This window comes from Fertoeibacter niger, from assembly GCF_009380135.2.
In the GTDB taxonomy this organism is placed as follows: domain Bacteria; phylum Pseudomonadota; class Alphaproteobacteria; order Rhodobacterales; family Rhodobacteraceae; genus Fertoeibacter; species Fertoeibacter niger.
This window is the reverse complement of record NZ_WHUT02000007.1, coordinates 100,597-113,688: the sequence shown is the minus strand read 5'-3', so window position 1 is coordinate 113,688 and position 13,092 is coordinate 100,597. Positions and strand designations below refer to the sequence as shown.

Genomic DNA, 13,092 nt, shown 5'->3' with positions numbered 1-13,092 from the left:
CGCCCTGTGCGGTCACATGCCCAGAGATGCCTTGTAGAGCGCAATCTGGCTGTCGCGGCCGATCTGGTCGGTGATCTTTTCCCAGGCGGCTGCAATGGCATCGGCGGTTTCCTGGGCCGAAGCGTATTGCCCGGCAAAGCCCTTGGCCAGTTCATCCTCGGCGACGGAATAGTATTGGAAGATGCCGGGGATGCGGGGTTCGATGGCCGCGTTCGGGTGGTTGTAGCTGTCGGCGTTCGAGCCCAGATAATCCTCGACAAAGGCCCGGTCATAACCCGCCGTTTCCCATTCCTCATACTGGAAATGCGAGTTGCGGTAGGGCTGGAAGCCCGAGGGATAGGCGGCGGTCCACAGCGACAGATCCTTGCCGCCCAGATGGGCCGCGGCGGACCATGCCGCCTTCTTGCGTTTCTCGTCGCTGTCCACCCGGGCCATCACATAGACGCCCCAGCCGATATAGGCCATGTTGGGCGCATAGTTGGGGCCGGAAGGCAGCGTGTCCCACGCGCCGGTCACGTTGTTGTAGACGTCATCCGATCCGGGCAGGATGGAAAAGCCCACCACATCGCCCACGACCGAACCATCGGATGTGCGGGCGGATGAGCCCACATCGCCCCACCAGCTGATCCCGGATCCGGTGCCTGCCAGGAACTGCTGGAACGCGGTGGTGCCCGGATCGGCGTTGATCTGGTCGGCGGGCTGTGTATCCATCACATCCATCACATCCTGAATGGCGCGGACGAATGCGGGGTTGTTGACATAGGGCTTCATGGTTTCGGGGTCGAAGAGCCAGGCCTTGTTGTCGGGATGTTTGGCATAGGCGGTGGCGCGGCTTTCAAGGAAGTAGAAACCAAAGCCACCCCAGCCTTTCAGCGGGTCAAGATAGCCATGCGCATCCAGCCCCGTCAGCGGGTCTTTCTGGCCTTTCAGCGCCTTGGTATAGGCCTGCACCTGCTGCCATGTCGCGGGCGGTTCGGTCATGCCGGTGGCGGCGGTGATCGCCGGATCGGTCAGGTAGTCGGTGCGGTAGGCAAAGGTGTGGCAGTCGCCGTCAATGGAAATGCGGTAGGTCTTGCCATCCCATGTGCCGACCGGGTCTTTCAGGTAGCCAACGTAATCGTCCATGTCGATCTGGGCCTTGACCCAATCGGGCATTTCCGAGGCCAGACCCTTGCCGCAGACATCACCCTCGAACGGCGCACCCATTTCGGCAATGTCGAAATCAACGGTGCCGGTGGCGATGGCCTGTTGCAGGCGGGCGTTGTAATCGGCCTGCGCCAGGTCGATCCAGTTGATCTTGGCGCCGGTATAGGCCTCCCACGGTTTCAGGAAACCGCGGAACAGGAAATTGTGCAGGTTCTGGTTGTTCAGGCCAAGGAAGGTCAGCTCCACCCCGGCAAATTCACCTTCGGCCACGCTTTCCCTTGTGGCGGCAAGGCACATTTCGCCCACCTTCTGCCAGTCGGCATCAGTGGGCGAACCGGCACCCACGCCCGGAATTTTCAGGATGGCGGCGCGCACATCGCTGTGCGCATCGGCGCGGGCCATGCGGGGCAGGCCGCCCATCAGCGCAAGACCCCCCATGCTGGCCGCCGATTGCAGCAGGCGGCGGCGGGTCAGCGCCGACCGCACCGCATGTTCGTAAAGTTCGACTTTCATGCAAAGACCTCCCTAAAGGTTGCCCGCCCGTTGCGGGCGGTCCGTTCCGGTGTGGCCATTGCCCCGTTCGGGGTCATGTGCCGCCTTCTGCCACAGGCCGGGCCCGGGCTTTGCCGGGCGTGGGCAGACATTCTCAGCCTTCATGGAACCTGTCAAGCATCTAACATGTTAGTATGTCTAGATGATGGACAGGGGCAATTCCCTGCGTTATCCCTTGGGCAGCAACGGGCACGGGGGGACGCATGGCCGAGGTGACGATCAGCGATCTGCGCAAGTCCTATGGCGGGTTGGACGTGATGCATGGCGTCAATGTCGACATTCCCGATGGCGAGTTCGTGGTGCTGGTCGGTCCGTCGGGCTGTGGCAAATCCACGCTTTTGCGCATGATCGCGGGGCTCGAAGGCGTGACCGGCGGCACGATCCGTATCGGCGGGCGCGTGGTGAACAACCTGCCCCCCGCGGAACGCAACATTGCAATGGTGTTCCAGAACTATGCGCTTTACCCGCACAAGACAGTGGCCGCGAACATGGGTTTCGCGCTGAAGATGCAGCGGATGGACAGGGCAGAGATTGACGCCCGGGTGGCGCGGGCGGCGGATATTCTGGGGCTGAAGCCCTATCTGGCGCGCTTTCCCCGCGAATTGTCGGGCGGGCAGCGGCAGCGCGTTGCCATGGGCCGGGCCATCGTGCGCGACCCCGAGGTGTTCCTGTTTGACGAACCGCTTTCGAACCTTGATGCCAAGTTGCGGGTGCAGATGCGGTCGGAAATCCGTGAATTGCACCAGCGGCTGTCCACCACCACGGTCTACGTCACCCATGACCAGATCGAGGCGATGACCATGGCTGACCGGATCGTGGTGATGAAGGATGGCCATGTCAGCCAGATCGGCGCACCGCTGGATCTGTATGACCGCCCGGCCAATGTATTTGTCGCGGGGTTCATCGGGTCACCCGCGATGAACCTGATCGAAGGCGTGGTGCGGCGTGACGGCGGGGTGGTGGTCGAGGCGGGCACAGACCGGCTGCCAGCCCCCGATCTGCCGGGAATGGATGACGGGCGGCGGGTGATTTTCGGCATCCGCCCCGAACATCTGCTGCGCGACGATGCGGGCTTTGCCGCGGCCGTCGCGGTGGTGGAACCGACGGGCGCGGAAACCCATGTGGTGCTGCGCATGGGCGCGCGCGATGTGGTGGCGGTGTTCCGCGACAGGCTGGGGCTGCGGCCGGGTAATACGCTGCGCCTGTCGCCCCAGCCCGGCATGGTGCATGTGTTCGATGCCGAAACCGGCCAAAGGATAGGGTAGGAGGATGACATGCTGAAAGGGCTGGACAACCGGCTGAACGCCGATGTGCTGTATGCGCTGCGCGCCATGGGGCATGGCGATACGCTGGTGATTGCCGACACCAACTTTCCTGCCGATGCCATCGCGCGGCAGACCGTGCTGGGCAAATTGCTGCGCATGGAAAACCTGACCTGCGGGCAGGCGGCCGAAGCGGTGCTTTCGGTCTTTCCGCTGGATACATTCGTGGATGATTTTGCGGGGCGGATGCAGGTGGTGGGCGACCCCGACCAGATAGAACCCGTGCAGGCCGAGGTGCAGGCGGTGATTGATGCCTCCGAGGGGCGCCCCCGCCCCATGATCGGGATCGAGCGGTTTGATTTCTATGACCGTGCCAAGGGGGCCTATGCCGTGATACAGACCGGCGAGCGGCGGTTCTATGGCTGTTTCATCTTCCGCAAGGGCGTGATCCCGCCGGAGGCATGATGGGCCGCGTGGTGATCCTTGGGGTGTTCGTGGCCGATACGGCTTACCGCGCCGACCGCCAGCCGCGCACGGGCGAAACCATCATGGGGCAGGGCTTTGCGCTGGGGCCGGGGGGCAAGGGATCAAATCAGGCGGTGGCCGCTGCCCGGGCCGGGGCCGAGACGCATTTCATCAGCCGTCTGGGGCGTGACCCGTTTGCCGACATGGCGTTGAAGACATGGGCCGGGGCCGGGGTGCATGCCGCGGTGACGCAGCATGACGACAGCTATACCGGGGCCGCCTATATCTTTGTCGAGGCGGCCACGGGCAACAATGCCATCATCGTCTGCCCCGGCGTGGCGGGGCATATCAGCGAGGCGGATATTGACGCGCAATCGGCCCTGATCGGCGGGGCGGCGGTGTTTGTCACCCAGTTGGAACAGCCGTTGCCCGCCGCCCTGCGCGCCTTGCAGATTGCACGGGCCGGTGGCGCGCGCACGGTGCTGAACCCCGCGCCAGCCGCACCATTGCCCGAAGGCATGCTGGCCCTGTGCGATTTCGTGACGCCGAACGAGTCAGAGGCCGAGGCGCTGACCGGCCTGCCTGTGACGACTGTGGCCGAGGCGATTGCCGCCGCGCAGGCGCTGCGCGCCATGGGGGCGGGTGCGGCGATCATCACGCTGGGCGACAAGGGCGCGCTCTATCACGATGCAGGCCAGACCGTGCATGTGCCGGTGATGGTGGCGGGGCCGGTGGTGGAGACGACCGGCGCGGGCGATGCGTTCAACGGCGGTTTCGCGGCGGCCTTGGCAGGCCGGGCCGACCCGGTGGCCGCCGTGCGGTTCGGCTGCGCCACGGCGGGCATTTCGGTGACGCGGGCCGGCACCGCACCGTCAATGCCCGGCCGCGCCGAGATCGAGGCGCTGCTGGCGCGCAATGCCGGATAGGCAACCGGAAAAGGCGGGTCTGGGGTATCCTGCGGCGGCTTGCAGGGGTGCCGGGCATTCTGCCCCTTGCGCGCTGGTAAGGAACGGGCGCTGATCCGGGGTGGTGTCTGTGGATGATGTGAGCAACAGAAAATGACGGTGGCTTTGCAATGGGCCGGGGGCGCGGTGGGCCTGCAACCCCTGGGGGCGATGCTTGACGGGCTGAGCCTGCGCCTGCCCGACGGGCGGATGGTTGAACCGCTGCACACCGCCCCTTGGGCAGATGAGCCGGGGGTCGAATCCTTGCCCGGCATCCTGCGGCGGTTGCGCGGCGAATGGCCCTGCGTGCCGTTCGGGGCCGATGACCCCGCCCCCTTGCCCGACCGCTGGCGGGCGGAACCGGGCGCGCCACATGGCCCGCCGCATGGGTTCGGGTCCAACGAGGTCTGGCAGGTCTGGAGCGACGGAAATGCGCTGCGGGCCGGGATCACCTATCCTGCCGACAGCCCCGTCGTGCGGTTGGCCCGCAGCGTCACGCCCTGCGCGGGCGGGGTGGAAATCACGCTGGCCGTTCACCCGCGGCGCGATTGCCAGCTGCCGCTGGCCCTGCACCCCGTGTTCCGCCTGCCTGCTGCGCCCGGCATGGCGCGGCTGAACCCGGGCACGCATGGCCCGGTGTGGACGCATCCGGCGCAGTCGCCGGATACCTGCCTGCTGCGGCCTGACAGCAACTGCGCGGGGCTTGCCCAGATGCCGGGGGCGGATGGCGGCGTGGTGGACTTTACCCATCTGCCGCTGGCGGACGCCACCGAAAGCCGCATCCTGCTGACCCATGCGCCGGGCGTTTTCGCGCTGGACAATCTGGCCGAGGGCTTCCGTGCGGTGCTGGAATGGGAAACCGCCGCCTTTCCGCATCTGATGCTGTGGATCAGCAACCGGGGCCGCGCGCATGGCCCCTGGAACGGGCGGCATCTGGCGCTGGGGGTTGAACCCTGCTGCGCCGCCTTTGACCTTGGCACCGCAATTTCGGCCCGGCCAAACCCGCTGAGCAAGGCCGGTGCGGCCACGGCTGTCAGCCTGACGGCAGGCCAGCCCTGGACCACCCGCTACCGCATCGGGGTGGAGCCGCTGTAGCGGCCCGTGTGGCCGCAGCAATGCCGGTTTGCCCCGTTCCGCGCGCGCAAGCCAGTCGGGCGCGGCGCTGCCGCTTCGGTGGCTGGTGCTGCGGCGCAGGGCAATGGCCGCGCCGGTCGGCTGGCCCGGCAAGAGGCTGACCGCCTGCCAGTTGAAGTTTCGCCATTTAAACCGTGGGTTGCGGACTCTGGCCGCGAGGCTGGTCGGCCTGCGCCGTGCATCCTGTTGCCGCAATTGGCATTCTTGTGCAAATTCCCCCTTTTGTCGGCTGGGCGACATCACTAGGCTGCGGATTGAGTATCATTCCCCTGTGTTGCAATACGAGTGGCAACCCGCCCGCGCGGTCATGTCTCATGTCCCCGAAGCAATCCGCGCGGGCTTTCCACCGAGGGCCGGTCTGATGAATACCCCGTTCCCCCCGCAACACCCCGTCCGGCTGACGCGCCGGGTATTCTTGCAGGCAACCAGCGGCGTCGTGGCCGTCAGCATTCTGGGCGTGCCCGGTCTGCGCGCGCAGCCTGCAACAGATGCGCCGCAGACCGCAGGCGTGGCCACCGAACGGATCGAGGGTCGCGCCAAGGTCACGGGGCAAAAGGTTTACGCCCGCGATTTCAACGCGCGTGACATGGCGGGCTGGCCTGCGGGCCAGTGGTATGCGCTGTATCTGCATGCGCTGACCACCGACCATGCGTTTCTGGGCATTGATCTGTCGTCGCTGCCGCCCGCAGCGCAGCCGACCCGGGTGGTGATGGGCGATCACCTTAGCGACAGCCAGCGCGCGCCGAAACTGCGCTTGCAGCGCGACCTGCATATCGACGATCTGGTGGTGGCCGCCCCGGGCACAGCGCCGCGGGCGACAGCCCCCACCGCGCAGACCGGCAGTTTCGACAAGCCGCCGTCGATTGACTACGACCTCATCGTGGTTCCCGGCAATGTGCCCGATTATCTGGGGCAGGCGGTTGCGCTGCTGATGTTCGACAGCCTGGCCGCCTATCGCGCCGCGCGGGTGTTCATGCAGTTCCGCGATGCGGATTTCCAAAGCTATGCTGCGGCCGAAACCCCCTCTCCCGGTCTTGGCCAGCCGTTTTCGCCGCAGACCACCTATGTGAAATATGCCGAGGGCGGCGAGCATTTCAGCTATGCCAGTGCTGACCCATCCACCTACATGACTGATGTGCCGCAATGGCAGGCGAAGATCGCCGACACCATCGCCGGAAATCCGCAGTTCATCCGGCAGTCCATCGGCTGCGACATGCAGGCGATGGACCCGGTGTTCATGGAGCCCGAGGCGGGTATCGTCTGGCACGAGGCGGCAACCGAAACCCTGCATATCGTGCTGGGCACCCAGTCGCCCGACGGCGATGTGGGCGACATTCTGGCGATGTATGAAGAGGCGGATGCGCCCTTCACCCTTGCCAACGTGGTGCTGACCAGTTGCTACCCGGGTGGCGGGTTCGGGGGCCGCGACAGTTCGCCGTTTTCGCTGATGCTGGCGCTGGCGGCGGCCTATTCCGGTGACGCCCCGGTGCGGCTGGAATATGACCGGTTTGAACAATTCCGCATCGGGCTGAAACGCCATGCGGCGGTGATCACCGGGCAGGTGGTGGCGGCCCCCGACATGACGCTGCAACTGGTCGAGGCGGCGCTGACCTTTGACGGCGGGGGGCTGCGCAACCTCAGCCCCTATGTGGCGGGGTTGGCCTCGCTGTGTGTGGGCGGGTCATACCGCTGCCCGATGGCGAATATCTTTGGCGAGGCCGTGCATACCGAAAACGTGTCGGGCGGGTCGCAGCGCGGCTTTGGCGGCACGCAGGCGTTCTTTGCGATTGAAACCGCGCTGGACGAGATGGCCATCGGGCAGGGTTGGGATCCGGTGGCGCTGCGCCGCGCCAATCTGCTGGTGCAGGGCGATACCACCGTGGTCGGCGGCCCTGTGGTGCAGGAGCTGCGGCTGGCCGAGATGCTGGATCTGGCCGAGGCGCATCCGCTGTGGGCCGACCGTGCCCAGATCAAGGCCGACTATGCGGCACGCGGGCTGACCTATGGCACGGGGCTGGCGATGTCGTTGCAGGCCTATGGCACTTCGGGCGACGGGGTGGTGGCGGCGGTGTTGCTGGAGCGTGACGGCAGCCTCACCGTGCAGTCGGACGGGGTGGATATGGGCAACGGGTCGGCCACCACGCTGGGCGTGGTGGTGGGGCCGATCCTGGGCAACAACGCCCGGCGGGTGGACATGGGCTGCTATACCCTGTTCGGCCAGACCGGGCTGACCACATCCGACCCCGCAGGCCAACGCTGGGCCAACCCTGACTGGACGCCCAAATCGGTGGGCTCGTCATCCGCCTGCCTGACGGCGCTGCATCAGGTGCATGTGATGCAGCAGACGGCGCAGGGGCTGTTTGCGGGCGCGATCCTGCCTGCCGCGCGTGATCTGTGGGGGATGCCTGCGCTGATGGCCGGGGAAACCGCGTGGTCGAACGGGCTGCTGGTGCTAGCCGCCGGGGGTATGCCGCCGCTGTCGATGCAGGCGCTGGCCGATGCGATCTATGCCCGCGACCTACCGCGCGGGGCGCTGGGCCATGCCTATTTCCAGCAGTTCTGGGCCGAGGCCGATTTTCCAACAGCAGGCGGGCTGGCGCATCTGGCGCTGGACGGGCTGTCGTTCTACCTGCCCGACACGGCCACCCCGGTGCAGGTCACGCGGCAGAACGCCACCGGGCCGGGCACGGAATCATCGCGGTTTTCGCGCACGGTCTGGGCGCCCTGTATCAACATCATCGGGCTGGTGGCAGACCCTACCAGTGGCGCGGTGCAGGTGGAAAACGTGGTCAGCATCCTGAACGCCGGAAAGGTGCATGTGCCGCAGCTTGTGTCGGGGCAAAGTCAGGGCGGCGTGGCGATGGCGATAAGCTATACCTTGCTGGAGGATATGCCGCCCGGCATGGCGGGCCCTGCGAATGGCACCTGGAACCTGAACATCTACCACATGGCGCGGGCGCAGGATGTGCCGATGGCGCCGGTCTACACCCCGGGCGGGCGGGCGCAGGAACTGGTTATCCTGCCGGAAAGCCCGGGCGACAACGGCGCGGGGCGCGGCATTGCCGAGGCGGTGATGTGTTCGATCGCGCCCGCCATTTCCAATGCTTTGCGCGATGCGCTGGGCGTGCGCTATTCATCGCTGCCGATCACGCCGCAAAAGATACGCGAGGGGCTGGGCCAATGATTTCCTTTACTGTCAACGGCATGGCGCAGCAGGTGGATGATGCGCAGGGCGATGACAAGCTGGTGGATTACCTGCATGACCAGATGAACCTGACCGGCACAAAATTCTGCTGCGGTATCGGCGTGTGCCGGGCCTGCACCGTGGCGGTGACAAAGCCGCCCAGCCTTGCCGCCTCGCCGGTCATCGCCTGTTCCACCGCGCTGGCCAGCCTTGATGGCTGTGCCATTACCACGGTGGAAGGCGTGTCGCAGGGGCCGGACCTGCACCCGGTGCAAGAGGCGTTCCTGCAGGATTTCGCCTTTCAATGCGGCTATTGCACGCCGGGTTTCGTGATGGCGTCGAAGATATTCCTCGACGGGCTGGCGGTGCGGCCGGTGGCCCCGGATCAACTGGATGCCGCGATCAGTGACGCGATTGGCGCGCATATCTGCCGTTGCACCGGCTATGTGCGCTATTATCAGGCGCTGCGCCGCACGGCGGTGGCGGTGATGGCGGGGGTAGGGCCATGATCCGCCCCGCACTGATCCACTTGACACTGGCGCTGATGTTGATGGCGGGCGGGGCGCAGGCCCAGACCAGCAACGCCGAATATGCCGCCGCCTGTCAGGCCGCCGTGGGGCCGCTGCCCGCGTTTTCCTGCGCCGATGGCGTGCCGGTGCCGGTGACGGTGGATGGCCAGACGCCTGCCACCTACACACCCGGCATGACATGCGACCGCCCGGCGCTCTTGAACAACGGGTCAACCTCTGACGGCCAATGCGTGCCTTACTCGCGCATCCTGTCGCTGAGCACCGACACACATCAGGTGTCTGTCATGTGCCGCCAGAAGATGATCCGCAGCGCCGACAGCATGGATTTTGACGAGATCGACGTGATCGCCCACAACCCGGCCACCGGGGCGACCTGCTGGTTTCAGGCCAAAGGCACGGATGCGCCGGTGAACGGGGCCGCCGTGCCCTCGCCCACCGAGGCCACAGACGACAGTTTCTGGCAGACGCCCGAGGCGGTGGTGCAGGATGGCTGCGGCAATTGCCATGACAATGACCCGTTCATGTTCTCGGCCTTTGTGGGGCAGGTCTGGGCGCATGTGCCGGTGAACCCGTTCGGCCCCTATGCCCATGTGGCCCCCGAGTTCGGTTTCGGTGACTGGCCCACGCAATCCATCGCGCCGCGTGACAACACCTGCGTGGGCTGCCACCGCGTCGGCATTGACCAGACCTGCAACAGCCTTACGCTGTGGATGACGGGCCGCGACATTCCGCCGGGGGCCAATGCGCTGGCGTCCACTTACCCGCTGTCGCATGCCATGCCGCCCGGCTTTGGCCAGACCGAGGCTGCGTGGAATCAAATCTACGCGCAGTCGGTTGATCAGCTGCGCGCCTGCTGCGATGATCCCGGCCAGGCCATGTGCCAGATGGAGCCGATACCGGGGGACGCCGAGTGAAAAACAGCCTCCGCTACCCGCATCTGCTGAAATGCAGCCTGTTGAACGATCTGCCTGATGACCAGAAGGTTGGTTTTATCGACCAATGCGCGCTGCGGTTCTATGAAGCGGCGACGCCCGTGCTGGTGCAGGGTGAAACCACGTCGGGGCTGCTGCTGGTGGCACATGGCACGATCGAGCTGGCCTATCACAGCCAGGACGGGCACAAGACCATCATCCATCTGGCCGGCCCCTGCGAAGTGGTGGGCGAGGTCGAGGCGATTGCCGACAAGCCCTGCGCCGCCACCTGCACCGCCCTGCCCAACACCGCGCTGCTGTTCTGCGCCACGCCGCTGATCTTTGAACAGCTGAAATCACCCGTGTTCGTGCGCAATCTGGCGGGCATCTTCTATGACCGGCTGGTGCGCGACAACAAGCTGAAATCGGTGGATCAGTTCTACACGGTTGACCAGAAAATCTGTAGCTACCTCAGCCAGTTGTCCAGCAAGAAAAAACCCCTGATCACCCAGAGCCAGGCCTATCTTGCCAATGTGGTGGGCTGTTCGCGCCAGACGATCAACCGCACGCTTGGTGTGCTGCGTGATGACAACATCATCGCCCTGCGCAAGGGGGCGATCGAGGTGCTGGACCGCGCCGCGCTGGAGCGGCGCATCCAGCACGGCACGGCACCCGACAGCGGGCGGATCAACTGACGGCGCGGTTACGGCGCTGTTGCCGCAGCATAAATCCCCAGCACCCGGGCGATGCCCGCCTCCAGCAGCATGTCGGCGGTGCAGGCGGGGTGCATGGCTGCGAAGCCATCCAGCAGGCCCAGATGGCGGCTGATCAGCGGGCGCGGAATGGGGCGCGGGCCAAGGGCGGCCAGCAGGGCTGACACCGCGCCTTCGGCCTCCGGCTGCGGCCAGTAATAGCGGATGCGGTCGCTGTAGGACGCATGGCGTTGCAGCCGCTGGTCCACCGCATCGCCGGGGTAATAGGCCGCCCAATGCGCCGGATCGGCCAGCATCAGACGCTCCATCACCTGCGGCAGCGGTTCGGGCGGATCGGGCAGCATGTCTGCGGCAATCGCCGCCAGACCATACAGCGTTTCCCGCAGGGCGAAGGTCAGCCACGGCCCGACCTTGAGAATGGCAAATCCATCGGAAACCAGCGCCCGCAAAGCGTCGGTTGGCTGGTAGTCGGTCGAATGCGCCTCGAACACCACGCCGGGCAGGGGGGTCTGCACCAATGCGCGCGCCGCATCGGGGGCATAGACCGCCACATCGGTGCTGCCGAATTCCACGCCCGGCTGCACCACGATGCCGATCACACGGCGAAACGCCGCGTCCAGCCCGCGCGCGGCAAAGGCCCGCCGGTGCGCGGCCAGGGTGGCGGCGGCACTGGCGGGTGTGGTGACGGCCAGCGCGTGCAGCGGTTCGGCCGCGCCACCCGGCACCGGCACTTCGGACCCGATGACATAGACCGGCAGGCGGGCGGGGTTGGCGTTGGCCTCGGCCACCTGCGCCAGTTCGGCAGCGCGGGTGGCAATCAGGTCCAGCGGCAGGGGCAGGGGGTCATCGGCGCAGGCCATGCTGGTATCCAGATGCAGCTTGGCAAAACCCGCCTGCGCATAATCCGCCATCATCCGCGCCGCCTCGGCCATGGCCTGTGCCGCGGGCAGGTGCCGCCAGGGGTTTGGCCCCAGATGGTCGCCGCCCAATATCAGCCGGTCTGCCGGAAAGCCCGCCTGCCGCGCCAGCGCCAGCACGCCGTCGCGGAACATGGCCGGTGTCTGCCCGGTATAGCCGCCCTGATGGTTCACCTGATTGCAGGTCGCCTCGATCAGCACCGGGCCGTCGCGGTCGCGCCCGTGCCGCAGCGCCGCCGCGATCACCCGGGGATGCGCCGAGCAGACAGATGCAATGCCGGGCCGCGCCCCCGCCTGCCGCAGCGCGGGAAAGGCAGCCAGCCACGCCGCAGCCCCGTCACCATGCTGCGTTGCCAGAAACGCCTCTGCATGCGGCAGGGTGCAGATACCCTCCATCGGCCCTTGGCGGGTGACGGCCAGCGCGCCGCAGGCCGCCGCCACCTGCAAGGCCTGTGCAGGTGCCGCGCCGCGCAGCCACAGCGCGACGAAAGCCCCGCCAAAGCAATCGCCCGCGCCGGTCGGGTCCACCTCGGCCACGGCAAACGCCGGCTGCGCAATGCGCTGCGTCGCGTCGAAATAGACCGCGCCTTGTATGCCGCATTTCAGCACCACGGCCCTGATGCCTCGCGCCAGCAGGTCTGCGGCGGCCGCATCGGCATCGGTCATGCCCGGCGGGGCGAACAGGAAAATCTCGTCACCGCTGGGCAGGAACAGATCCGTCGCGGCCAGCACATCGGCCAAGGCGACGCGCATCGGCTCTGTCATCATCTCGGGCCGGATGTTGGGGTCGAACGATACCGTGCCGCCCCGGCCCTTCACCGCCGCAATGCCCGCCATCGCCATGGCCACAGCCGCATCGGAAAACAGCGATGACCCCATCACATGCAGATGGTCCGCCCGGCCCAGCAGCGCCCGCGCCTCTGGCCCCTGCACCAGTTCTGCCGCAGCACTGTGGCGGATGTTGAACACGAATTGCCGGCTGCCATCGGCGCGGTAGCTGACAAAGGCGCTGCCGGTGGCCCGGCCCGGCAAGCAGGCCACCGCCGACACATCCACCCCCAACCCGCGCAGCCGGTCAAGGTTCAGCGCACCGAAAGCATCATCGCCCACCGCGCCGATCATGCCGCAGGGTTGGCCCAACGCCGCCGCCTGCGCCAGAAAGATGGCGGGCGCCCCTGACGGGTAAGGCCCGGTCAGCGGGCCGGCAGCTAGCAGGCTTTGGCCGCGGTGCCTGGCCATCACCTCCACCACGATCTCGCCTGCGCTGACCAGCGTTTTCATGCCCGCCTCCCTGTATCCCAGCGCAACAGCTAGGGCGCAAAATTTAATGCGTC

Annotated in this window: 10 protein-coding genes; 8 read left to right on the top strand and 2 right to left on the bottom strand. The window is 66.5% G+C overall.

Translation table 11 applies throughout. The features are described from left to right. Positions 1 to 12 precede the first annotated feature (12 nt). Entirely contained in the window at positions 13 to 1,659 is a 1,647-nt protein-coding gene (locus GEU84_RS12795) for an extracellular solute-binding protein (protein WP_152826665.1), read from the bottom strand. A 242-nt stretch (positions 1,660 to 1,901) separates the two neighbouring features. Between GEU84_RS12795 and GEU84_RS12790 the strand changes: the two genes are divergently transcribed. From GEU84_RS12790 to GEU84_RS12755, 8 genes are all read left to right on the top strand, one after another. Next, complete coding sequence (locus tag GEU84_RS12790) at positions 1,902 to 2,963, top strand: ABC transporter ATP-binding protein (protein WP_152826663.1); 1,062 nt, start codon at positions 1,902 to 1,904, stop codon at positions 2,961 to 2,963. Positions 2,964 to 2,972: 9 nt separating this feature from the next. Continuing rightward, positions 2,973 to 3,425 (top strand): RbsD/FucU family protein, encoded by a 453-nt coding sequence (locus GEU84_RS12785; RefSeq protein ID WP_152826661.1) that lies wholly within the window; start codon positions 2,973 to 2,975, stop codon positions 3,423 to 3,425. Next, positions 3,425 to 4,351 (top strand): ribokinase, encoded by a 927-nt coding sequence (locus tag GEU84_RS12780; RefSeq protein WP_152826659.1) that lies wholly within the window; start codon positions 3,425 to 3,427, stop codon positions 4,349 to 4,351. Before GEU84_RS12785 ends, GEU84_RS12780 begins: the two co-directional genes overlap by 1 nt. Before the next feature lie 132 nt (positions 4,352 to 4,483). Further along, the gene (locus tag GEU84_RS12775; RefSeq protein ID WP_152826657.1) at positions 4,484 to 5,464 is read left to right on the top strand and encodes a hypothetical protein; all 981 of its coding nucleotides are present in this window, start codon (positions 4,484 to 4,486) and stop codon (positions 5,462 to 5,464) included. Positions 5,465 to 5,939: 475 nt separating this feature from the next. Beyond that, positions 5,940 to 8,687: a molybdopterin cofactor-binding domain-containing protein gene (locus GEU84_RS12770; RefSeq protein ID WP_174539847.1), complete on the top strand. Its 2,748-nt coding sequence runs from the start codon at positions 5,940 to 5,942 to the stop codon at positions 8,685 to 8,687. After that, the gene (locus GEU84_RS12765) at positions 8,684 to 9,196 is read left to right on the top strand and encodes a (2Fe-2S)-binding protein (protein ID WP_152826653.1); all 513 of its coding nucleotides are present in this window, start codon (positions 8,684 to 8,686) and stop codon (positions 9,194 to 9,196) included. The genes GEU84_RS12770 and GEU84_RS12765 overlap by 4 nt, the downstream gene beginning before the upstream one ends. Next, a complete protein-coding gene (locus tag GEU84_RS12760; RefSeq protein ID WP_152826651.1) occupies positions 9,193 to 10,131 on the top strand; it encodes a hypothetical protein in 939 nt (312 codons plus the stop codon). The genes GEU84_RS12765 and GEU84_RS12760 overlap by 4 nt, the downstream gene beginning before the upstream one ends. Next, positions 10,128 to 10,823 (top strand): helix-turn-helix domain-containing protein, encoded by a 696-nt coding sequence (locus GEU84_RS12755; protein ID WP_152826649.1) that lies wholly within the window; start codon positions 10,128 to 10,130, stop codon positions 10,821 to 10,823. The genes GEU84_RS12760 and GEU84_RS12755 overlap by 4 nt, the downstream gene beginning before the upstream one ends. 8 nt (positions 10,824 to 10,831) lie before the next feature. On the opposite strand, the gene GEU84_RS21135 is transcribed toward GEU84_RS12755, so the two are convergent. Beyond that, on the bottom strand, positions 10,832 to 13,039 hold the full coding sequence (locus GEU84_RS21135) for a PfkB family carbohydrate kinase (RefSeq protein ID WP_152826647.1): 2,208 nt from the start codon (positions 13,037 to 13,039) through the stop codon (positions 10,832 to 10,834). Positions 13,040 to 13,092: the final 53 nt, after the last annotated feature.